Annotated in this window: 18 protein-coding genes; 15 read left to right on the top strand and 3 right to left on the bottom strand. The window is 45.3% G+C overall.

The window, feature by feature from the left end:
- Positions 1-787 precede the first annotated feature (787 nt).
- From galE to TRNA_RS41320, 13 genes are all read left to right on the top strand, one after another.
- Positions 788-1,777, top strand: coding sequence for a UDP-glucose 4-epimerase GalE (gene galE / locus TRNA_RS41380; RefSeq protein WP_003186203.1), 990 nt, complete (start codon positions 788-790; stop codon positions 1,775-1,777).
- A 471-nt stretch (positions 1,778-2,248) separates the two neighbouring features.
- Complete coding sequence (gene qoxA, locus TRNA_RS41375; protein WP_003186201.1) at positions 2,249-3,217, top strand: cytochrome aa3 quinol oxidase subunit II; 969 nt, start codon at positions 2,249-2,251, stop codon at positions 3,215-3,217.
- 17 nt (positions 3,218-3,234) lie between these two features.
- Entirely contained in the window at positions 3,235-5,184 is a 1,950-nt protein-coding gene (gene qoxB / locus TRNA_RS41370) for a cytochrome aa3 quinol oxidase subunit I (protein WP_003186199.1), read from the top strand.
- 14 nt (positions 5,185-5,198) lie between these two features.
- Entirely contained in the window at positions 5,199-5,813 is a 615-nt protein-coding gene (gene qoxC, locus TRNA_RS41365; RefSeq protein ID WP_003186197.1) for a cytochrome aa3 quinol oxidase subunit III, read from the top strand.
- Entirely contained in the window at positions 5,813-6,178 is a 366-nt protein-coding gene (qoxD, locus tag TRNA_RS41360) for a cytochrome aa3 quinol oxidase subunit IV (RefSeq protein WP_003186195.1), read from the top strand. Before qoxC ends, qoxD begins: the two co-directional genes overlap by 1 nt.
- A gap of 342 nt (positions 6,179-6,520) precedes the next feature.
- The gene (locus TRNA_RS41355) at positions 6,521-7,153 is read left to right on the top strand and encodes a response regulator transcription factor (RefSeq protein WP_003186191.1); all 633 of its coding nucleotides are present in this window, start codon (positions 6,521-6,523) and stop codon (positions 7,151-7,153) included.
- Positions 7,154-7,503: 350 nt separating this feature from the next.
- A complete protein-coding gene (locus tag TRNA_RS41350; RefSeq protein ID WP_003186189.1) occupies positions 7,504-7,776 on the top strand; it encodes a hypothetical protein in 273 nt (90 codons plus the stop codon).
- Entirely contained in the window at positions 7,776-8,240 is a 465-nt protein-coding gene (locus tag TRNA_RS41345) for a lasso peptide biosynthesis B2 protein (RefSeq protein WP_009329822.1), read from the top strand. Before TRNA_RS41350 ends, TRNA_RS41345 begins: the two co-directional genes overlap by 1 nt.
- A complete protein-coding gene (locus tag TRNA_RS41340) occupies positions 8,237-10,237 on the top strand; it encodes an asparagine synthase family protein (RefSeq protein WP_003186185.1) in 2,001 nt (666 codons plus the stop codon). Before TRNA_RS41345 ends, TRNA_RS41340 begins: the two co-directional genes overlap by 4 nt.
- 42 nt (positions 10,238-10,279) lie before the next feature.
- Positions 10,280-12,205 (top strand): ABC transporter ATP-binding protein, encoded by a 1,926-nt coding sequence (locus TRNA_RS41335; RefSeq protein WP_016885673.1) that lies wholly within the window; start codon positions 10,280-10,282, stop codon positions 12,203-12,205.
- Positions 12,199-14,007, top strand: coding sequence for an ABC transporter ATP-binding protein (locus tag TRNA_RS41330; RefSeq protein WP_003186181.1), 1,809 nt, complete (start codon positions 12,199-12,201; stop codon positions 14,005-14,007). Before TRNA_RS41335 ends, TRNA_RS41330 begins: the two co-directional genes overlap by 7 nt.
- Before the next feature lie 11 nt (positions 14,008-14,018).
- Entirely contained in the window at positions 14,019-14,474 is a 456-nt protein-coding gene (locus TRNA_RS41325) for a GNAT family N-acetyltransferase (RefSeq protein ID WP_003186178.1), read from the top strand.
- Positions 14,475-14,491: 17 nt separating this feature from the next.
- Positions 14,492-15,691 carry a clostripain-related cysteine peptidase gene (locus tag TRNA_RS41320; protein ID WP_011198409.1) on the top strand — a complete coding sequence of 400 codons (1,200 nt, stop codon included), beginning with the start codon at positions 14,492-14,494 and terminating at the stop codon, positions 15,689-15,691.
- A 47-nt stretch (positions 15,692-15,738) separates the two neighbouring features.
- On the opposite strand, the gene ywcE is transcribed toward TRNA_RS41320, so the two are convergent.
- Complete coding sequence (gene ywcE / locus TRNA_RS41315) at positions 15,739-15,999, bottom strand: spore morphogenesis/germination protein YwcE (protein ID WP_003186174.1); 261 nt, start codon at positions 15,997-15,999, stop codon at positions 15,739-15,741.
- Between the two features lie 423 nt (positions 16,000-16,422).
- Positions 16,423-17,778, bottom strand: a complete 1,356-nt coding sequence (locus TRNA_RS41305; RefSeq protein ID WP_003186170.1) for a YjiH family protein — start codon at positions 17,776-17,778, stop codon at positions 16,423-16,425.
- 278 nt (positions 17,779-18,056) lie between these two features.
- Here TRNA_RS41305 and TRNA_RS41300 point away from each other — a divergent pair, with 278 nt between their 5' ends.
- Both TRNA_RS41300 and TRNA_RS41295 read left to right on the top strand, forming a co-directional pair.
- Positions 18,057-19,241 carry an FtsW/RodA/SpoVE family cell cycle protein gene (locus tag TRNA_RS41300; protein WP_003186169.1) on the top strand — a complete coding sequence of 395 codons (1,185 nt, stop codon included), beginning with the start codon at positions 18,057-18,059 and terminating at the stop codon, positions 19,239-19,241.
- 111 nt (positions 19,242-19,352) lie between these two features.
- Positions 19,353-20,522: an FtsW/RodA/SpoVE family cell cycle protein gene (locus tag TRNA_RS41295; protein WP_003186168.1), complete on the top strand. Its 1,170-nt coding sequence runs from the start codon at positions 19,353-19,355 to the stop codon at positions 20,520-20,522.
- Positions 20,523-20,549: 27 nt separating this feature from the next.
- Here the strand turns inward: TRNA_RS41295 and TRNA_RS41290 are convergent, their stop codons facing one another.
- On the bottom strand, positions 20,550-21,725 hold the full coding sequence (locus tag TRNA_RS41290; RefSeq protein ID WP_003186166.1) for a M20 metallopeptidase family protein: 1,176 nt from the start codon (positions 21,723-21,725) through the stop codon (positions 20,550-20,552).
- Positions 21,726-21,829 lie beyond the last annotated feature (104 nt).

Below are 21,829 nucleotides of genomic sequence, written 5' to 3'. Positions count from 1 at the left end.
TGATAAGACGTTGTTCACCTCAAAGAAAAAACGGTTCTTCCTTGAGATGCAATAAAAGTTATAAAACAACAGCCATGTGAAAACAATGACAAATTTCATAAAAAATTCACAAAGTCATCATTGATAAACCTACCTATTCCCTAAATAACTGACTAAAAAAACCAAAAAATCTTAGATTCTTACTTATAATAATAAACAATCAATTACTGACTGGATAGTATTCAAATAAAAATGATCATTTTTCCCTATTAAGAATTTCTCAATTGCAGCCGAATATCCTTTGAATATTCTAAAAACAAGGAAGGGATTTTTGAGAGGTCATTGTGTGGAAATATTGGAAAATCGATGGTTTGAAGGGGTTATTTAGATTAAAGATCTAATGGGTGGAGAGGGTTCTTTGGGCTTAGTTGCTGTATGGGTTAAAGAAGGGTAATACGAAAATACTATTATCGATCAGCATTAAGTGGAAAAAAAGAACATTGGTTTCAAATGCAGTGAAAAAAGTATAGCTTTTGCCTCAAAATCGCGTTGATTCACCAAGAGAAAACCATTGATATGGATAAAAACCCGAACTATTCCTTGTAAGGTATTTAATGGAATGAAGGTCTCTCAATTCGTTTTTCCCCCAACTTTTTATTTGAAGAAATGATGAAAATACAAGCCGGAAAATGCTGAAGGTGGTAAAATGAAAAAAGCAAATATATCATCTTTGTTTGAAAAAGAGATTCACAGGCGTTTTATAGATTTTAAAATAGAAGGATAACGCCGCTGAAAGGAGAGAAATGAATTGGCAATATTAGTATGCGGAGGGGCGGGCTATATTGGAAGCCATGCTGTAGCGGAACTGTTAAGCCGCAATGAAGATGTCGTAATTATTGATAACCTGCAAACTGGACATGAAGAGGCGGCTTTAAAGGGAGCTTCTTTCTATAATGGAGATCTGCGCGATGAAGCATTTCTAAGAAAGGTGTTTCAGGAAAACGACATTGAGGCTGTCATGCATTTCGCGGCCGATTCATTGGTTGGAGAAAGCGTAACAGATCCTCTCAAATATTATGACAACAACGTTTACGGAGCTGTTTGCCTGTTAAAGGTCATGAAAGAGTTCGATGTGAAGCAAATTGTTTTCTCATCAACCGCTGCAACATACGGAGAACCGGATCGGGTGCCGATTATGGAAACAGATCCGACGGATCCGACAAACCCGTACGGGGAAACGAAGCTTGCAATTGAAAAAATGCTGAAGTGGTCTGAAAAGGCATACGGAATCCGTCATGTCGTCCTTCGCTACTTTAATGTTGCCGGGGCGCATGTAGACGGCTTGATCGGCGAGGACCACCAGCCTGAAACGCACCTGATTCCGATCATTCTTCAAGTCGCGCTAGGCAAACGGGACAAGATTATGATTTTCGGCGACGACTATCCGACTCCGGATGGCACGTGCATCAGAGACTACATCCATGTGATGGATCTGGTCGACGCGCATATTCTCGCTGTCGAGAGGCTTCGAAACGGCGGAGAAAGCGCCGTATACAATCTCGGAAACGGAACGGGCTTCTCAGTCAAAGAAGTCGTTGAAACTGCCCGGAAAGTGACAGGCTGTCCGATACCGGCGGAGGTTGCAGAGCGCCGCGCAGGAGACCCGGCACAGCTGATCGCCTCTTCGGAAAAAGCGGTGAAAGAGCTTGGATGGCAGCCGAAGTACGCCGAACTGGAAACGATCATTGACAGCGCGTGGAAGTGGTTTAAAGCACATCCGAACGGCTATCAAAGCTAGAATGCGATAACGCCTATTATATAGGATAAAAAAGAGCTTTCAGTCACAGAAGAAAGCTCTTTTTTGATGTTCTTTAGTTTAAAACCGGTTGTCAGCAGGGAAAAGGAAGGGAGAAGGATAATGATTCACCATGAAAAAATTTAACAATGTGAAATTAATGATTGACCAAAGTTTTTTATTGTGGTAAACCTAAATTTGACAGATTTTTTGTTCCGGAGGGATTTGTCAGCGCTTGCTATGTGTGTAAAAAGAACTAAAAAATTACCAGTCTTTTTCCTTTGTTATTCATAATATCATGAACAAATTTTGACGATTTTGTGACATTTGGGTGAAAAAAAGGTGAACAATCGAAAAAAATAAGGCTAATTGGTGAAGATTTTGATAGCATAGCAAGGTAGAAGAAAAAAGTTTTTCAGAATCCTTTTATCTTAGATATTCTGACCAAATTTTAGACATCATTAAGGAAGGATGGTGATCCTCTTGTTCAGAGCATTTAAACCACTGATTATGCTGACTCTGCTTTCCTCCGTTTTTTTATTGGGCGGCTGCAGTCAAATCGCGGTATTGGATCCTAAAGGACCGGTTGCTTCGCAGCAAAGAGATCTTATTCTATTATCGATTGGATTTATGCTGTTTATCGTAGCGGTCGTATTTGTCCTTTTTACTGTGATGATTGTGAAATACCGTGAGCGTAAAGACAGAAAGTCTCCTTACAGCCCGGAAGTAGAAGGCAATACATTTTTAGAAATCGTCTGGACAGTGGTTCCGATTTTAATTGTTATTGCGCTGTCAGTGCCGACAGTTCAAACAATTTATTCTCTAGAAGAGGCTCCAAAAGCATCAAAGGACAAGGAACCTTTGGTCGTATATGCTACATCTGTCGATTGGAAATGGGTATTCAGCTATCCGGAACAGGATATCGAAACGGTCAACTATTTGAATATCCCGACAGACAGACCGATCTTGTTTAAAATCTCATCTGCCGACTCTATGGCATCTCTGTGGATTCCGCAGCTTGGCGGGCAAAAATACGCCATGTCCGGAATGGAAATGGAGCAATATTTACAGGCAGACCATGAGGGTACTTATAAAGGCCGAAATGCAAACTTCACAGGCGAAGGTTTTGCAGAACAAAAGTTTAATGTCAATGCGGTATCTGAAAGCAAGTTTAATGACTGGGTGAAGAAAACGCAGAAAGAAGCTCCCAAGCTGACGAAAACCCAGTACGATGAACTGATGCTTCCTCAGCATGCGGACGAAATGACGTTCTCATCTACACACCTGAAGTACGTTAATCACGGAAATGATGCGGAATACGCCATTAAAGCGCGCGAAAGACTGGGCTATAAACCGTTGTCTCCGCACTCTAAATCAGATCCGTTTGAAAACGTAAAGACAAACAAAGATCAAAAACAATCTGAAGACCAAGATTCTCACTAGGAAAGGAGGAAGCTTGCATGAATTTGAAATGGGACGAATTCATAATTACAGGTGACCCATTAATTCTTGGAGCACAGATTTCCATTTTGCTTACTTCAATTGCAATCGTATTTGTGCTGACATACTTCAAAAAATGGAAATGGCTTTGGAGAGAGTGGATTACCACCGTCGATCATAAACGTTTAGGAATCATGTACATCATTGCCGCAGTCATTATGTTCTTCCGCGGCGGTGTCGACGGGTTAATGATGCGTGCCCAGCTCACGCTTCCTAATAACGGCTTTTTAGATTCCAACCACTATAATGAAGTATTTACGACTCACGGTACGATCATGATCATCTTCATGGCGATGCCGTTTCTTATTGGGTTAATGAACGTGGTCGTACCGCTTCAAATCGGTGCGCGGGACGTTGCTTATCCTTACTTGAACAACTTGAGCTTCTGGACCTTCATGGTCGGAGCGATGCTGTTTAACATTTCATTCGTCATCGGCGGATCGCCGAATGCAGGATGGACGGCTTACATGCCGCTTGCAGGCAACGAGCTGAGTCCTGGACCTGGACAGAACTATTACTTGCTCGGACTTCAGATCGCGGGTATCGGTACGCTTCTCACCGGGATCAACTTTATGGTTACCATCCTGAAAATGCGTACAAAAGGCATGACTCTATGGCGGATGCCGATGTTCACTTGGACAACGCTGATCACTTGTGTGATTATCATTTTCGCCTTCCCTGTCTTGACAGTGGCTTTGGCGCTGATGACATTTGACCGCTTGTTCGGAACAGCCTTTTTCACTTTGGCAAACGGCGGTATGCCGATGCTATGGGCGAACCTGTTCTGGATTTGGGGACATCCTGAGGTTTACATCGTTATTTTGCCTGCTTTCGGTATTTTTTCAGAAATCATTGCAACATTTGCGAGAAAGCAGCTGTTCGGCTATAAAGCGATGGTTTATTCCATTGTGGCGATTTCGGTTCTCAGCTTTATCGTTTGGCTGCACCACTTTTTCACAATGGGCAACAGCGCGGCGGTCAACTCGTTCTTCTCGATTACGACAATGGCGATATCGGTGCCGACCGGGGTTAAAATCTTTAACTGGCTGTTGACGCTGCATCGAGGCAGAATTAAAATCACAACGCCGATGCTGTGGTCGCTTGCATTTATTCCGAACTTCGTCATCGGCGGTGTTACGGGCGTTATGCTTGCGATGGCAGCTGCGGATTATCAATATCACAACACATACTTCCTCGTATCGCACTTCCACTACGTGCTGATCGCGGGTACTGTGTTTGCATGTTTCGCCGGATTGATCTTCTGGTATCCGAAAATGTTCGGTCACAAACTGAACGAACGCATCGGAAAATGGTTCTTCTGGCTGTTCATGACGGGCTTTAACATCTGTTTCTTCCCGATGTATTTCCTTGGATTGCAGGGAATGCCTCGCCGTATTTACACATACGGAGCAGAAGACGGCTGGACTGCATTGAACATGATTGCGACATTCGGCGCATTGCTGATGGCCGCAGGATTCATCGTTCTCTGCTATAACATTTTCTACAGCTTCCGTCATTCAAAACGCGAGGAATCAGGAGATGCTTGGGGAATGGGTCGCACGCTTGAATGGGCTACATCTTCTGCGATCCCGCCGCACTATAACTTTGCGGTTCTGCCTGAGGTCACTTCACCTGACGCATTTGCGCAAATGAAGGAAGACAATGTCGAGATTCATCCTGAAAGCAAGTTTAAAAAGATTCATATGCCGAGCAATTCAGGCCGTCCGTTTATCATGTCATTATGCTTCGGATTTGCTGGATTCGGGCTTGTCTTTGAATGGTTCTGGATGGGAATCGTCGGTCTGATCGGTGTATTCCTCTGTATGATTCTTCGTTCATTTGAATATGACGACGGCTACTATGTAAGTGTTGAGGAAATAAAAGAGACTGAACGAAAGAATGCCAAGTAAAGGAGGCGGGATTGATGGAACATGCAGAACACAGCAATTCTAACGCTCCTATGGAATACCGTTCTGAAATCGGAAGGTTGAATATCCTTGGCTTTTGGATTTTTCTTGGAGCGGAGATTGCTTTATTCTCTACGTTATTTGCGACCTATGCTGTTCTTCATAACAGAACAGCGGGAGGCGTACTGCCGGCAGAACTGTTCGACGCGAAGCTCGTTTTAATCATGACGTTCCTGCTGTTAACGAGCAGTTTCACATGCGGCATTGCAGTGCATGAAATGCGCCGCGGCAGTTTGAAAGGCGTGATGATCTGGATGATCATTACCCTGTTGCTCGGTGCTGGCTTTGTCAGCTATGAGCTTTATGAGTTCAATCATTATGTACACGAAGGTGCCACTTTATCGACAAGTGCTTACTGGTCAGCATTCTTTGTTCTATTGGGAACCCACGGACTGCACGTATCGATTGGTATCTTCTGGATTATCGGCATATTGCTTCAGACGAAAAAGCGCGGCCTCACCCCGCAAACGTCTGCTAAGCTGTTTATCTCAAGTTTGTATTGGCACTTCTTAGACGTGGTATGGATCTTCATCTTTACCGGTGTCTATTTGATAGGGTTGGTGAATGTATAATGGCAGCAAAACAATCGGCTGAACACAGCCACTTTCCTTGGAAGCATATTGTCGGGTTCGTGTTGTCCATTGTGCTGACCTTATTGGCCTTGTGGGTGATCTATACGGATTTAAGCATGGCTGCAAAGCTGTGGATTATTTTCGGTTTTGCGATCATTCAAGCTGGACTTCAGCTCTTAATGTTTATGCATATGACTGAGAGTGACAGCGGCAAAATCCAAGTCGGGAATACGCTGTTTGCCGCGTTTATTGCGGTTGCGATTATTGCCGGTTCCGTCTGGATCTTCGCTGCTCACAACTATCACGGAGACAACCCTGAGGGCGGTTCTCCAGGTGCAAAACATTCTGAGCACAGCGGACATTAATTGATTGGCAAAAGAGTGCGGATTTCAACTATCCGCACTCTTTTTCATACACTCTTAACCGCGTTTTACGCCGCGGCCGAATTTGCCGTCGCCCGGCTTGCTCTTTTTAGAAAGAGTAACAGTCAGGAATGAACCATAGCTTTTAACTTGAGCACTTTCCAATTTGCGCATCTGTGTCACCTCCTTATTACTTCCAGTTGATTACATAATCATGCTATCATAGAATATAGTGGTAAAAACCACAAAAAGGCACTAAAACCCGACATCATCCTTCAATTCTATTCATGGGGTTTTTATTGCGGTATTTGTTCGGAGGAAACTGATTTAAGGAGAGTGTTACTGATGATACGCGTGTTGTTAGTAGACGACTACAGGGTTCTGACATCCGGAATGAAGGAAATATTAAAAAAATATAATATGGATGTCATCGTTTGCCACGAAGGAAATGAAGCTCTCGACCTCTTAAAAAACCAAGAGGTACATATAGACGTTTTTCTTTATGATTTAAAAATGCCGGGGATGAACGGGTTGGAACTGTCTCTTAAAACGCTGGAAATCGAACCTCAATCCAAAATTATCATTATGTTTTCGGGAGATGAAATTCACTCATATTTTAATAAGTTGATCGAGGCCGGAGTTAAAGGGTTTATAGATAAATCGTATACAGACAGCATGATAGCTTCGAGTATTTTATTGTGTTTAAAAGGGGCTGTGTTATTTCCCGACGGCTTGCTGCAAAAACTGAGACTCGACTCCGATCTCTCGGTGGACGAGCATTTAACAGACACAGAACTGGATATTTTGCAGAAGGTGGCCAGCGGTAAAACAAATAAAGAGATCGCAGCAGACCTGCAAATGTCGACGCGGAACGTAGAGTATCACTTGAGCAAAATCTATAAAAAGCTCAAAGTAACGTCGCGGTACTGCGCAGTAAAAAAAGGGACGATGCTTAATTTGATCAAGCAGAAAGTATAGACAAAGTATATATTCGTTTTTCCCTGCAAAAGAGAGTCGATAGGCTCTCTTTTTCTTTTTCCTCCGAATAAATCCCGTAATAATGGCCCATTGATGCCATTGGCTAATCATGTCGGTTTTCGGTAGTTTTTTGCGGTTTTTTTAATATTGTCCTGTGATAATCTGATTCATGTGATCAGTTGGTAAATTCAGGGGCATCGTCGCATTGCAGGCTCTTTTTAAAACGCTCCAGCGCTGAAATGATAACGAGGGCGTGGAAAGAACATCATGCATAAAGTGCTGAAAGAGAGCTTGCCGGCTCTCTTCTCCTTTATTTTTCTGAAATCATGCATACCGGGGAGGTCTAATCTTTGAAAATTATTCGAAATCAAGAGACAGCGACAACCGTGTTGGAAAATGAATGCATCGTCCTAAACCTGGACAATGGGCAGTATTTCGGATTGGAAGGGGCTTTAAAAGAGCTGTGGATCGAAATTGAAAATGAGCGAAAGGATAAAAAAGATATTCTGATCAAGTGGCAATCGGCGTTCGATCAGACGGAAGAAGAACTATCAGCGATATTAAATGAGGCGATACAGGAACTGACACATCATAAGCTCATTAAAATAGAGGATAAAAGCTGATGAAAAAAAGAGCGCTTGTCAAAAACCACGAATATTTTACAACCGTTCATGCTTTTGTACGTATGATGCTGTTAAATTATGACTTTGAAGAAGCTTATGAAAAAATTGCGATCCACCTGTTTCCGCTGTATGCGAGCGCAAAGCAAAGAGGTGCAGGGCTTCTTGATATAGACGAACTGCACCGGAACGGCGAATATTTGTATTCCCTTGATGAAGACGACCATTTGGTCACTTCATGCGTTTCTATTGCATTAACGATTCAATCTATATTATTCAGCAATGGGTCTGATGCTGATCTCATGATCGGGGTCAAGAAAATTGATGACAAGCTGTTTTCTCACGCGTGGGTTCAAATGGAAAACGGCAAATCGATCGATCCGAATCATAAAAATAAGAATTTAAAAGTTTTACAGACATATAAGATGAGCGCTTACGCTGAAAGGTGGGTGTTATCTCTAGTATGAAAATATGGTTTGGAATGCAGGGAAACAACACCGCTTTATGGCAAGAGTGGGTTTCCGCCGTCAAGAAATGGGGACGGGCGGAACGGATTCACAGCTACAGCTGCGGGATCGCAAACATGGCTGAAGCGCATATCCGATACGATGAAGCTTTTAGACCTTCAACTCAAATAAATCTTTTGCACCCCGTCATCTTAGACGGCTGGATCAGCGGCGGTCTTAACGCAAAATCGGATGGCACCCGAAAGATCGAGCAATATGACAAGCTGTACGCATCATTGAAGCAGGACAAAGCTGCCATGCTGTCTCACTCGCATGGCGAATATACGATGGTCTGGTGGGATGACAGTCTGCATAGCCTTGTTTTGGCGACTGATACATACGCAACCCGTCCGGTTTACTACTGGGTCAGTCCGAAAGGAGAATGGTATGCAGCGAATGACATGCGCATCCTTTTGCTTGTTCATGACATTCCTTTTGCGATCGATCAAGATGTGTGCAGAATGTTTCCTACTTCGGGCTTTGCTGTAGGAGAAAACGGCTTTGAAGATCGGACGTTTTTTAAAGGAATACGCAAAGTGCCTGCGGCGTCCTACGCTTTTCTCGGCCGGGATCAAGCGGTTCACGTGCACAGCTATTGGGGGCTTCCGCAGCTATTAAACGAGAAAGATCTTGCTGGAGACGCTGTTCCGAGGTTCCGGGAGCTTTTTCAGGAAGTGACAGCAGATCGTTTAAAGGATGAAAGGCATATTGTCGAATTAAGCGGCGGACTGGATTCAGCTGCCGTAACCGCCGCCGCAGTTGCAGGCGGACGCAAGGAACAGCTGCTGGCCGTCAATATATCATTTGCCGAACCCGACATGATATTAAGCCACGACAGGGACCTTGTAAAGAATATGATGCGAGATATGGATATCCCCGGCCTGATCATTCTTGGAGACGCTACAGCCAAAATTCCAAACGCGGAAATTGGGCGTGATCCGCTTTGGTTTGTAGACGGTCCTGATCCGAGAGCCAATTCACTGGTTAATGAGACTTTTACAGTGATCGCTGAGGAGTATGGTGCCTCGTCTGTCCTTACAGGTGAGGGCGGGGATTTCATTTTTAGCGGAGAAGTGTCAGTGATCGATTCCTTGCTTCGGCAGAGACGGTTTTCTGAAATCTACAAATTGCTTCGCGAATGGTCAGGCGGCAGCATGAAAGAGATGCTGAAGCTCGGATTTCAATACGGAATCGCCCCTTTCATGCCTTATATTGGAGAAAAGCTCTATTACGACCTGCTGTGGTCAGATACGGAATATGAGCTGCCTGAATATTTCACTGAAGAACACCGAAAGAGAGAATGGGAGATCAATAAAGAGGATCATCTACGCTATCGAAAAAGCCGGGAGCTCTCAGTGTGGGGCAAGAGGTTTCACTATGACTTTTTGTGGCCGAGAGCGAGGTACATGGATGCTGTTGGTGTGACATTGCATACGTACCATCCATTTTTGGACCGGCGGCTGATCGAGTTCTCATTTTCTGTACCGCCTGAACAGCATTTTGATGTTTTAAAAGGGCTTGAAGAACATTATGCAGGCTCTAAAATGCTTCTTCGCAAATCTTTCACCGATATCCTGCCTGCCTATGTTTATAACAGATCAACGAAAACAACATATGCCCATATGGCCAGGAAAAGCTTTATGAATGACCGCAGACACGTTCTTCAGTTATTTGAGCCGGGAGAGCGCGTCTTCGTTGAAGAACTCGGCATCATTAAGCGCGATATATGGTGGAAACACTTGCTGGCTATGGCTATCCGCTCTGAAGATCCAAATAATGATCTGGGCATGGGCTATCAGTACATGAGATCTGTTATTGACTTGGAAATATGGCTAAGAGAAGCATCCAAGGGGAAGGAGCACCTTCTCGACCGGAGCCGTCCGGTAAAGCCAAGGGTCATGGCTGATATCGAAACCGTCAATACGCCGGAGAAAGCCAAAATATACTCGTATCAATGACCACAATAGGTATAGAAAATGAAGGTGAAGCATGTGTGGAAGATGAAGCATATTCAAGAGCCGCTGCAAACGGCGGGCCTGCTTGGGAAAATGGTCTGGAAATCCGGTCCGCGGCTGATGATTTGCATGGTTATCTTCATGCTGATCGAAGCCGGAGCACCTTTAATCCAATTGTACGCTTCAAAGCAAATGATCGACGGCATTGTCGATCAGGAAGCCGTCATCTATGCAGAAATATGGGCTGTCATTTATGCGGGAAGCCTGGTCATGGTCAGTGTCGTTAAATCATTGGAAAAATGGGTGAAGGCAATGCTTTCTGAGAGGTCGATGATCACAGTCAACAGTTTGTTGATCGACGCTTTTGACCGCATTCCGGGGATGCGTTTTTTTGAGGATCCAAAGTACAGGGACCGGCTGGAAACACTGCGGGATCGTTCGACATGGCTTCCTTCCCAATTCATTAATATCAGTTCGAACTTGGTGACCGCCGTTATGTCTTTGGCGGGCGTCGTTTTGATCATCGCCTATCTGTCGCCCGTCCTTGCTTTCATCCTTATTTTGTCGACCGCTCCATTTGCTTTTGTCCATAATCATTACAATGAAATGGAGTGGGAATATCACAAGGATTATGCCCCTGTAAGAAGGAGGGCCGCATATGCGCGCCACATTCTGCTCGGGAGACGATCGGCCAAAGAAGTACGCCTTTTTGGCCTGGGGTCTTTCTTTCTTGATTTATATCAATCTGCTTTTAAAGGCCTATATTCTGTGCTGCGGAATATTCAGGTCAGAAGCGCGCGCTGGTCGGTTTTAACGGGTTTCTTATCGGGGGCGGGAACGGGTTTGGGGTACTTTTGGATTCTGTCCCAATCCCATTCAAGCAGTTTTTCTGTGGGGGATATATCGCTGTACTTGGGGGCCGTGTTCCAATTATCAACGGCACTCCGGGATATCGCCAAAGAAGGTGCAGATACGTTGGATATATGGAGAATGGGAAGAGACTTTTTTCTTTTTATGAACGCCGAAAAGGATATCAGGCTTCCTTCCAATGGCGAATCTCTCGAGGGCGAAGGACCGCTGGCAGTCGAATTCAAAAATGTCACCTTCCGCTATCCTTTCAGAGAAGCGGCTGCCGGCTCCCGGGTAAATGAAGCTGATGTGGATGAGGAAGACTTGGATATGCTCGATGAGCTTGAAGATGAAGAGATGCGGGGACAAGACGAACAGCCTGAATCGTATGACATGCACACAGGCTATGTTCTGAATCGAATTAGCTTTTCAGTATCACCGGGAGAAAGAATTGCCATTGTAGGGGCGAATGGATCTGGGAAAACAACGCTCATCAAACTGCTCTGCCGTTTTTATGAGTATGATGAGGGTGAGATTAAAGTGAACGGCAAAGACATCCGCAAGGTCGATCTTCAACAGCTGAGAAACAAAATGGCGGTCGTGTTTCAGGAGTTTGGCAGATACGAATTGTCACTCCGGCACAATATCGCGATAGGCCGAACGGAAGCTTTAGGCGATGAAGAAAAACTTCGCGCCGCCGCTCGGGCCGCCAAGCTGGAACCGATTGTCGAAGAGTTGCCTGAAGGGCTGGAAACAATGATCGGCCCTGAATGGGGCGGCACCGATTTTTCTGGAGGCCAATGGCAGCGGATCGCTTTAGCCAGATCGTTTATGAAAGATGCCGGACTTGTCATATTGGACGAGCCGGCCGCATCTTTGGATATTCGGGCTGAATATGATATTTTCCGGCAGTTTCAAAGCTTCACAGAGGGAAAAACGGTGATCATGATTTCCCATCGGTTCAGTACGGTAAAGATGGCTGACCGCATACTGGTTTTGAAAAACGGAAGAATCGCAGAAGAGGGAAGCCATCAGGAACTTATGGACAAGAACGGGGAATACAGCAGAATGTTCCGCATGCAGGCCAAATCGTTTCAGGGGAAGGATGAGGTATATTGCTGAAATTTTATTCGTTTTTCAAAAAGCTGCCTCAAACCGCTTCCATCATATTTTACGGTTTAACGTTGTTTTGGCGCTGCGATCCTTTTAAGTCGGCGGTTCTGTTTTTAATTACACTGCTGAATGCAATGCTCGGACCTCTCCTAGTCTGGCTGAGTGCAGAGGTGATCGATGAGATTGCACGGGCGCCGTTTGAGCTGTCTTCTTGGAATGCACTGGTTTGGGCGGCCTTTGCATACATTGCTTTTACGCTGATCGTAGATGCCCTTCAGCCTGTAGCTGAAATGCAGAAAAGGCTCCTTACCGCCAAGCTCGAAGCTTATCTTGATGAAATGCTCATGAAAAAGGCAATTTCCATTCCTGATATCGCGGCTTTTGAAGACGCATCTTTTCATACCAATACACAAATCATCCGCTATAATGAATATTTTGTCACGATGTGGGTTTCCATCGTGTCTCAAACCTTCGGCGGAATGGTGATGATTGCAGCCAGCAGTTTATTGATTGGCATGGCTGCACCGTGGGTGCCGCTGCTGTTTCTCATATTGGCCGTTCCCAAACTGTACTGGGAGGCGAAGTTAAACAACGCGACCTTTGAAGGACGGAAAGAGGTTCAGGAACTGAGGCGGCGCGCGGAATATTATGCAGGTGTCCCTCTTATGTCTGAAACAGCCGGAGAGGTCAAGATATACAATCTTGTTCCTTTTTTTAAATCCTTTTATAAAAACACCTCAATGGAGCTCCTCCATACGCTGTCCAACGATCAAAAAAAACTGGCGCTGTATCAGCTGTTCTGGTCGGTATTACAATCTTTGGCCGCAGGTGCCGTCCTGATTTACATCGTTCACCAGGCTTTTCATGGGGGATTATCCATCGGGGATGTGATGCTGTTTATCGGAGCCGCGGTTCAGTTCAATGAAGGAATCAATGAAATGTTCGCTGCTTTTGCGATCGGAGCAAGAGAAACGAGGCACCTCGGAAATGTGCATTCTTTTTTAAACAGCAAAAATTCCATGGAAAATGGGGAAACCGCTCCAGCTGTTCAAAAGCAAAAAGGATTTACATGTGATCAAGTGGAATTTTCTTATGATGGAACCAAAACGGTACTTGATATTCAACAGCTTGATATTCCATTGAATAAGACGACCGTTCTCGTGGGAGAAAACGGATCAGGCAAAAGCACACTCGTTAAATTGCTTCTGCGTTATTTTGATCCCAATCAAGGCACGATCTCGTATAATGGTTTACCGCTTTATAAGTATGATATAGAGCATTACCGGTCAAATGCCGCGGCCGTGTTTCAGGATTTTTTGCGGTACGAAATGACATTGAAATACAATATCGGTCTGGGCGACATTTCTTCATGCACCGACTTGGCCAAAATAAAAAGTGCTTCGGCTTTCGGCGGAGTGGATCAGTTTTTGCATAAGCTTGAAGACGGCTATGAAACAGAGCTTGGCAGATTGTTCGGCGGCAGGAATTTGTCGGGGGGAGAATGGCAGCGGATCGCCATATCCCGCGCATTTATGCGTGATGAGTCTGCCGACATTTTAATATTTGATGAACCCTCTTCTGCGCTGGATGTATTTATTGAGGAAGAGATATTTGATAAGCTGCAAAAGCTGACGCAGGGCAAAACAGTCATTATTGTCTCGCACCGGTTAAGCACGGCCCGTTTTGCCGACCACATCATCTTTTTAGAAAAAGGAAGGGTGGCGGAGGCCGGAACCCATCAAGAATTGATGAAAAATCAGGCACAGTACGCAGAGCTTTATCGCCTGCAAGCTGAAAAATACGCGCAATAAAGGAGAAAGCAATGAGCAATATAGAAGAACTTCGTCTTTTTCGAAAAGAAGATATTGAATGGCTGCAGACCTGGTTTGAGGATGCAGAGGTGAAAAGGCGGCTGGAAGGGATGCTCCCTCTTGACGAATGGTTCAATTTTGCAGGCGGTAATGAAAACTACCGGGTATGGGCGGCTTTAGAGGACGGCAAGCCTGTCGGCGTTGTCATGGTTGAAGTTGAGGAGGACTTGACCGGGAACATTGCCCTTTTAGTCGATCCGTTTTTGCGCGGAGGGGGATATGGAAAAGCGCTCATCAAAAGGACGATGGCATTGCCGGAAATGAGCCGGATCAACAAATGGTTCGCCGGAATTGAAGAGGATAACAAGAGGTGCTTAGCGTGCTTCCGATCCGTCGGGTATTCATTGGAACACGAACAGCCGGACGAAGACTGCTACTACTCTCTTATTTATTTCCCGGAATCTTAAATAAGGAGCATAAGAAGATGAACTTGATCAAATGGATTTTGTTTTCCGTTATTTCATTCGCCTTTTTTCAGCCGGCACCAGCCGCTCTATTAAAAGAAAAGGACGACTATACTATTCTTGTTTATATGATTGGTTCTGACATGGAAAGCGATTTTCATATGGCAAGCGATGACATTCAGGAAATGATGGATGCGGGTTCATCTTCAAACGTCAATGTCGTTCTTCAGACAGGAGGAGCAAAAAAATGGGCGAACCCGTCGATCAGTCACAAGGTGAATCAGAGGTGGAAAGTTGAACATCAGAAGCTGGTGCCCCTCGAAAATGTCGGGAAGAAAAATATGGACAGTCCCGGCTCCGTCACAGATTTTATCACATGGGGAGTCAAAACATATCCGGCTAAAAAATATGTATTGATCTTTTGGGGGCATGGGCTTGGCTCAGTTGACGGCTACGGGGGAGACGAAAACTTCGGCAATAAGAAAATGAAAATAAGCGAGCTGCAGTCGGGAATCAAAACGGCCTATGAACATACGAAGCAAAAGTTTGATTTAATCGGTTTTGACAACTGCAAAATGGCCGGGATTGAAACGGCATATGCCTTGAGGGATTATGGTAAGTACATGCTGGCTTCAGTCGACTATACGAATCAAAACGGCTGGGATTATAAAAGGGCGCTGCAGTCTGTACAAGACGACCCTTCAATCGATCCGAAAGAGCTTGGCAGGGAAATCGCTGCAGGCTACGTACAGCAGTCAAAAGAAAACGGTGAAACAGAAGACCTGCAGCAGTCTTTAATTCAATTGAACCGTGTCAAAGACGCTGTCGATGCCCTCGACAGATTGAGCGTAAACATGAACCTGGCATTGAAAGAGCCTGACGGAAAGCGCCTGCTCCACTACGCGCGTCTCGCTGCTGAAGATTATGCAGATGAATCGGATATGGTTGATTTGGCGGATTTGTCAAGCTTGATCGGTCAGCAGATCGGAGCCGAGAAAGAAGCAAAAGAGGTCGTAAAATCCGTCAAGAAGGCTGTCATCATGAACATCAAATCTCCGGAGCATCCAAGAGGAAGCGGCATGTCCGTTTATTATCCGGCCAGAGACAACCATAAGCGGTTTGCGGAAAAATCGAAAATATACCGCCTGCTTGACTTCAGCAGCCGGTATCAAACATTCATCAAAGATTACTCGCATTCAACATTTAACTTTGATCTATAGTTGCGTTTAACAGCAAAAAAGCGCCGGCGGAAAAACCGGCACTTTTTTTATCGGCTCATGTGCTTCCGGATCAATGGAAGTCCGTAGATGATGAAAGCGGCGACATGGGCGATGACAACGTTGAGAATAAAGAGTGCGATCATGAGAGAGTGTCCTGTAGGAGAAAGGCTGCTGGTCATATAGAAAAAGAAGAATACCCACATTAAAATGATGGGCGGAATAGAAGAAATTGCGACCTTTTTGTTGTCCAGCCATAAAAATAAAGGAGTGGCGCTTGCAATCAGCAAGTAAGCGAAAAACATATCCATGCGTTTTCAGCCCCTTTCGATAATGATAGCGCTGTCAAAAAAAGCGGAATGAAACATCAATTGTGTCTAATTGGAGAATATTTTGTGAACATTCTGTTACATTTATTATACCACGTTCTTCGAAAAATGATACATACTGGAAAGCATTTTCCGCTCCAACTATCGGCTCAATTTTCACGGTGATTCAGTTAGGACATAAAGGGTGAAGGGGAGAAGAAGTGAATAGCGAAAATGCGTGGAGGAGATTGATCATGCGAAAGTTAGCCAAGAACCGCGCGTTTCCTATACGAGGCCGGCAGGCTTACGGGAAGCGAAGAAGCGGACAGGCGGATCGTACGATAAGGCCGCAGACCCCTTGGATCAACGATTTTTTTCTAAACAAAAAAGGCCCTCGGCATTTGGCGCCGGGAGCCTTTTATTTGTCTAAAAAATAAAGTTGGCACACAGTACAATGACAGGCAGCGTAATAAGCGTCCGAACGAGAAAAATCAAGACGAGGTCAAGGAACGTCACCGGGATTTTGGAACCTAGCAAAAGGCCGCCGACTTCGGACATGTAGATTAATTGTGTAACCGATACACAGGCGATGATGAACCTGGTCATTTCACTTTCAATGCCGCTTCCGAGCACGGACGGCAGGAACATGTCGGCAAACCCGACGACAAGCGTTTGTGAGGCCTCAGCGGCTTCAGGAACCTGCAGCAGCTCGAGAAGAGGAATGAACGGCAGTCCAAGCCATTTGAAAACCGGCGTATATTCAGCGACAATCAGCGCGGCTGTGCCGAGCGCCATGACGACGGGAGCGACGCCCATCCACATATCGAGTACGTTTTTAGCCCCGTCCTGCAAGAAATCTTTGACGCTTGTATTTTGTTTTGCTTTTGCGACAGCCTGGCTGAGCCCCCATTGGAACGGAGTGTATCCTTCGGGAATCTTCTCTTGATCCTGATCCGCTTGATCTGTAATATAAGTATCAGCCTTTCTTGATAAAGGCGGAATCCGCGGGCTGATCACCGCAGCTGCGGCACCCGCCAGCAATATCGTCAAATAAAACGGAACGAACATATGAGGAAGGCCAACCTGTGAAATAATCACAAGGCAAAACGTGATGGAGACGACTGAGAAAGTCGTGCCGATGACGGCGGCCTCACGCTTCGTGTAGAATCCTTCTTCATACTGTTTGCTCGTCAGGAGCACGCCGATCGTGCCGTCGCCGAGCCATGAAGCCATACAATCGATCGATGACCGCCCCGGCAGCTTAAAGACAGGCCTCATCAGGTTTTTCATCAAAGCGCCGCACAGTTCGAGCAAGCCGAAATTCAACAGAAACGGCAGAAAAAGGCCTGCAAATAGAAAGACGGAGAAGAGAACGGGAAGCAGGCTGAATAATAATGTTCCGCCGGTACTCTTGGCATACACCGCTTCAGGTCCGATCTTAAAGTACGCCATCACGGCGAAAATCATGCCGACTAGGCGGACGATATACCAAAATAAAGATACATTCAGCAGGTTATAGAAAAACTCGCTTTTTTTGATGAAAGCCGGATGAAAGGTTTTGGTGATAAAGGTTAAGATAAATGTTGCGGTTACGATGACCGTCATGATCAGCGGCAATTGCTGCTGAAGCAGCTCCTGCAATGCATTTGAAAAAACAGCAATTGGAATCGTTAAATTTCCTTCAATTTTAACGGGAATCATAAACAGAATAATTCCGATAAGCGAAGGGACCAAAAATTTTATGATATCAAGCCGTTTACGCTTTTGAAGTGCTTTATCCAAATGAAAAACTCCTTATGAATTGGTGATTCTGTACCACTTCTGCCGGAGGCAAAAGTTTAATTTTATGCAACATTACTCATTTTAATACATTTCAAGCAAAAATCAATGAATTTATCACATTCGACAATAGTTGGAAAAATCCTTTAAAATAGAATAGGAATTTGTTCGCAATAAAATCGAAACATTTTGTTCTTTTGTACGTCATATCATTTGTGAGGAAGCGGATGCCGTCTTCCTGCATTAATTCATTGTGTCATATTATAAGGGCGGGATTTCGAATGAGTCAGAAAAAGAATATTACAAATCCCTTTTACCAGGGGGATTTGATTTTTGTCTATATTGTCTTTTTTATCATAAGCGTTGTGGCTGTGTACGCTGCTCAGCAGTTTAATCAATATAATGAACCCTTTGCGATGAAACAGTCCCTTTACTATTTACTGGGGGCCTTCATCATCATCGTGTTTCTTTATTTTGATTTGGAGCAGCTTGAAAAGCTCAGCTTTTATTTCTATCTGCTCGGCATTTTGATGCTGATCGTGTTAAAGTTCAGTCCGGCATATATCGGATCATACAGGTTTGCGCCGGTCATCAACGGTGCCAAAAGCTGGTTTATGCTTCCCGGGTTTACGCTGCAGCCGTCGGAATTTATGAAAATCGGGCTGATCATGTACTTGGCTTCCTTCATGTCTAAAAACGGCCCTGTCGGCAAGCGTACGTTGAAAGAAGACTGGATTTTTCTGCTGAAAATCGCCGGTATCATCATTGTTCCGTTCGGCTTGATTTTAGAGCAGGATACGGGTACAGCCGGGATCGTCGCGTTTGTGATCCTTGTGATGGTATTCCTGTCGGGCGTGAACTGGAAATTGATCTCTCTTATCTTCGGAACGGGTCTTGCAGCCGTTGCTTTGATTTTATATGTCATCATCAAATTTCCCGATGTTGCGGGAGCGCTCGGGGTTGAACAATACCAAATCAACCGCGTTATGACCTGGGTCAATCCGAGCGAACAGAATGCCGACGATAAAATGCAGGTCGAAAGGGCGCAAATGGCGATCGGTTCAGGAAAAGTATTCGGAAATGGTGTAAGCGATCTTCAAGTCTATGTACCTGAGGCGCAAACAGACTTTATTTTTGCCGTCATTGGCGAGAGTTTCGGGTTTGTCGGATGCACTTTTGTTGTCATTATGTTTTTCTTCTTAATTTACCGGCTTGTCGTGCTCATCGACCGAATACATCCGTTCAGCAGGTTTGCCTCATTTTTCTGTGCGGGCTTTACCGCTTTAATTGTCATTCATACCTTTCAAAATATCGGAATGAATATCGGCATTATGCCCGTGACCGGCGTCCCACTGCTTTTGGTCAGCTATGGGGGCAGCTCAGTCGTAGCAACCTTGCTCGGCTTCGCGGTTGTCTACAATTCAAGCTGCCAGTTAACAAAGTATCAAAGCTATATGTTCAAATAACAGCCTGATGTATGCGGGCTGTTATTTTATTCACCCTTTTTCGCAATGTGAACGGTTGTTCATGCTATAATGAAAGTTAGTGCTTTTGATGAAGAAATAAGGCGGGGTATAATGGGCCAGAAGAAAAATACGACAAGTCCCTATTATCAGGGCGATTTGATTTTTATATTAGCCATGTTCTTTTTAATCAGTGTGATCGCTGTTTACGCTGCGGAGCCGTCTTTTTCACCGAAGGGTTATCCGGCAAAGCAATTGTTCTTTTATCTGCTCGGCATTTCGGTGATCGTCGGCTTTCTCTATTTTGATCTGGAGCAGCTTGAAAAGTTAAGCATTTACATATATTTATTCGGCATCTTGTCGTTGCTCGTGTTAAAAGTTAGTCCGGAGTCGATCGCTCCGATTAAAAACGGCGCAAAAAGCTGGTTTCAATTTGGTACGATCACGCTGCAGCCGTCGGAATTTATGAAAATCGGCCTGATTATGATGCTGGCTTCGGTGATTTCCAAAGCAAGTCCGAAAGGCTCGCGCTCGATGCAGGAGGATGTTCGCCTGTTGCTGAAAATCGCGGGAGTGTCGGCGGTTCCGGTCGGATTGATTTTAATGCAGGACGCCGGTACGGCCGGTATCTGCATGTTCTTTGTCGCCGTTATGGTGTTTTTATCAGGCGTGAACTGGAAGCTGATTTTCATAGTCGCGGGATCGGGCATCACGCTCGTACTGCTCGTTCTGTTTTTGGTGATCAATTTTCCGGAGTTTTCAAAGGATACATTGCATATCCAGCAATATCAGATCAACCGGGTGATGACATGGGTCGATTCGAGCCAGCAGGACGCGAATGATACGTATCAGACCGAAAAAGCCGTTACGGCGATCGGCTCAGGAGAAATCTTCGGAACGGGCATTAACAATTTGAAAGTATACGTTCCTGAAGGCCAAACCGATTTCATCTATGCCGTCATCGGCGAAAGTTTCGGCTTTATCGGCTGTACATTTGTCGTCATCATGTTTTTCCTTCTCATTTACCGGCTTGTCGTGCTGATTGATAAGATACACCCGTACAACAAGTTTGCATCGTTTTTCTGTGTTGGGTATACGGCGCTGATTGTCATCCACACATTCCAAAATATCGGAATGAACGTCGGGCTGATGCCGGTTACGGGCGTTCCCCTTCTGTTCATCAGCTACGGAGGGAGCTCTGTATTGTCCGCGCTGATCGGCTATGCGATCGTTTATAACGCCAGCTGCCAGCTGACGAAATATAAAGGCTATATGTTTAAATAAAAAAGACAGCCGAATCAGGCTGTCTTTTTAGTCTTGGTTTAAAAATGCTAGAGCCGCCGACACAAGAATTTTCGCCGCGTTCAGCATGCCTTTTTCATCGATGTCAAACATCGGGTGATGGTGCGGGTAAACGGCTCCAGTCTGCGGATTGCCCGCGCCGGTAAAAAAGAATGATCCAGGGACATGTTCAAGATAATAAGAGAAATCTTCGCCGATCATATTCGGTTCGAGTTCGATGACGGCTTCAGGGCCGACGACATGTTTGGCGCATTGACGGACGATGTCCGTTTCATTTTCATGGTTGACGACAGGCGGGTAGCCTTTTTCATAATCGAGTGAAAACGAGGCCCCGTTGCTGTCGCAGACGCCTTTAATTACGCGTTCGATCTCGGCGATGATCGTTTCCTGGACATGCTTTGAAAAGGTGCGGACCGTTCCTTCAATGACCGCTTCTTCGGCAATGACGTTAAATGCCTGGCCTGAATGAAATGTTCCGATCGACAAGACGGCTGCTTCTGTCGGATCGATTCTGCGGCTGACGATTTGCTGGAGATGGTTGACGACCGAGGCTCCCGTGATTAAAGCGTCTGTCGTTAGGTGAGGCGCGCCTCCGTGTCCGCCCCGCCCGGATATCGTGACTTTAAATTTATCAGCGGCTGCCATCATCGGGCCTGATTTGACACCGACTTGACCGACGGGCATCGGAGCCCAGATGTGGGTGCCGAAAATGGCATCCACGCCTTCGAGACAGCCGGCTTCAATCATCGGCTTGGCGCCGCCTGGTGTAACCTCTTCACCGAATTGATGGATCAGCACGACATTTCCCTTCAAGTCTTTTCGATGCTTTGCCAGGGCTTTTGCGGCTGTGAGGAGAGCAGACGTGTGGGCATCGTGCCCGCAGGCATGCATGACGCCGGGGACAGTCGACCGGTACGGAACATTTTTTTGATCCTGTAAAGGCAGAGCGTCGAAATCGGCTCTCAAGGCGACCGTCTTGCCGGGGCGGCCGCCTTTAATGTGACCGACGACCCCTTGGCCGCCGACATTCGTTCTCACGCCAATCCCGAGGCTTTCCAAGTAATTTGCAATGGTGAGCGGTGTATTGACCTCGCGATGGGAAAGCTCCGGATATTGGTGAAAATGTCTCCTTAGTTCGATCATTTCCGGAAATAATGCATCTAATTCTTCAATTACGGATTTCACCGTCATCTCCCTTTCCGATTCGAAAATAGTAAGACAATTCTATCATTTTACCATATGAAATTGAATCCATCTGCAGTCCGCCAAACCGTTTTGCTTTAGAGAAA

The organism is Bacillus licheniformis DSM 13 = ATCC 14580 (genome assembly GCF_000011645.1).
Classification (GTDB): domain Bacteria; phylum Bacillota; class Bacilli; order Bacillales; family Bacillaceae; genus Bacillus; species Bacillus licheniformis.
This window is presented reverse-complemented; position numbering and strand designations above follow the sequence as displayed.

Bases quoted from the DNA above. Each gene is read 5' to 3' on its own strand.
- TRNA_RS41320 (WP_011198409.1), top strand. From the start codon at position 14,492: ATGAACTTGATCAAATGGATTTTGTTTTCCGTTATTTCATTCGCCTTT.
- TRNA_RS41340 (WP_003186185.1), top strand. From the start codon at position 8,237: ATGAAAATATGGTTTGGAATGCAGGGAAACAACACCGCTTTATGGCAA.
- TRNA_RS41345 (WP_009329822.1), top strand. From the start codon at position 7,776: ATGAAAAAAAGAGCGCTTGTCAAAAACCACGAATATTTTACAACCGTT.
- TRNA_RS41300 (WP_003186169.1), top strand. From the start codon at position 18,057: ATGAGTCAGAAAAAGAATATTACAAATCCCTTTTACCAGGGGGATTTG.
- qoxB (WP_003186199.1), top strand. From the start codon at position 3,235: ATGAATTTGAAATGGGACGAATTCATAATTACAGGTGACCCATTAATT.
- TRNA_RS41325 (WP_003186178.1), top strand. From the start codon at position 14,019: ATGAGCAATATAGAAGAACTTCGTCTTTTTCGAAAAGAAGATATTGAA.
- TRNA_RS41335 (WP_016885673.1), top strand. From the start codon at position 10,280: ATGAAGCATATTCAAGAGCCGCTGCAAACGGCGGGCCTGCTTGGGAAA.
- qoxD (WP_003186195.1), top strand. From the start codon at position 5,813: ATGGCAGCAAAACAATCGGCTGAACACAGCCACTTTCCTTGGAAGCAT.
- TRNA_RS41355 (WP_003186191.1), top strand. From the start codon at position 6,521: ATGATACGCGTGTTGTTAGTAGACGACTACAGGGTTCTGACATCCGGA.
- qoxC (WP_003186197.1), top strand. From the start codon at position 5,199: ATGGAACATGCAGAACACAGCAATTCTAACGCTCCTATGGAATACCGT.
- TRNA_RS41295 (WP_003186168.1), top strand. From the start codon at position 19,353: ATGGGCCAGAAGAAAAATACGACAAGTCCCTATTATCAGGGCGATTTG.
- ywcE (WP_003186174.1), bottom strand. From the start codon at position 15,999: ATGGATATGTTTTTCGCTTACTTGCTGATTGCAAGCGCCACTCCTTTA.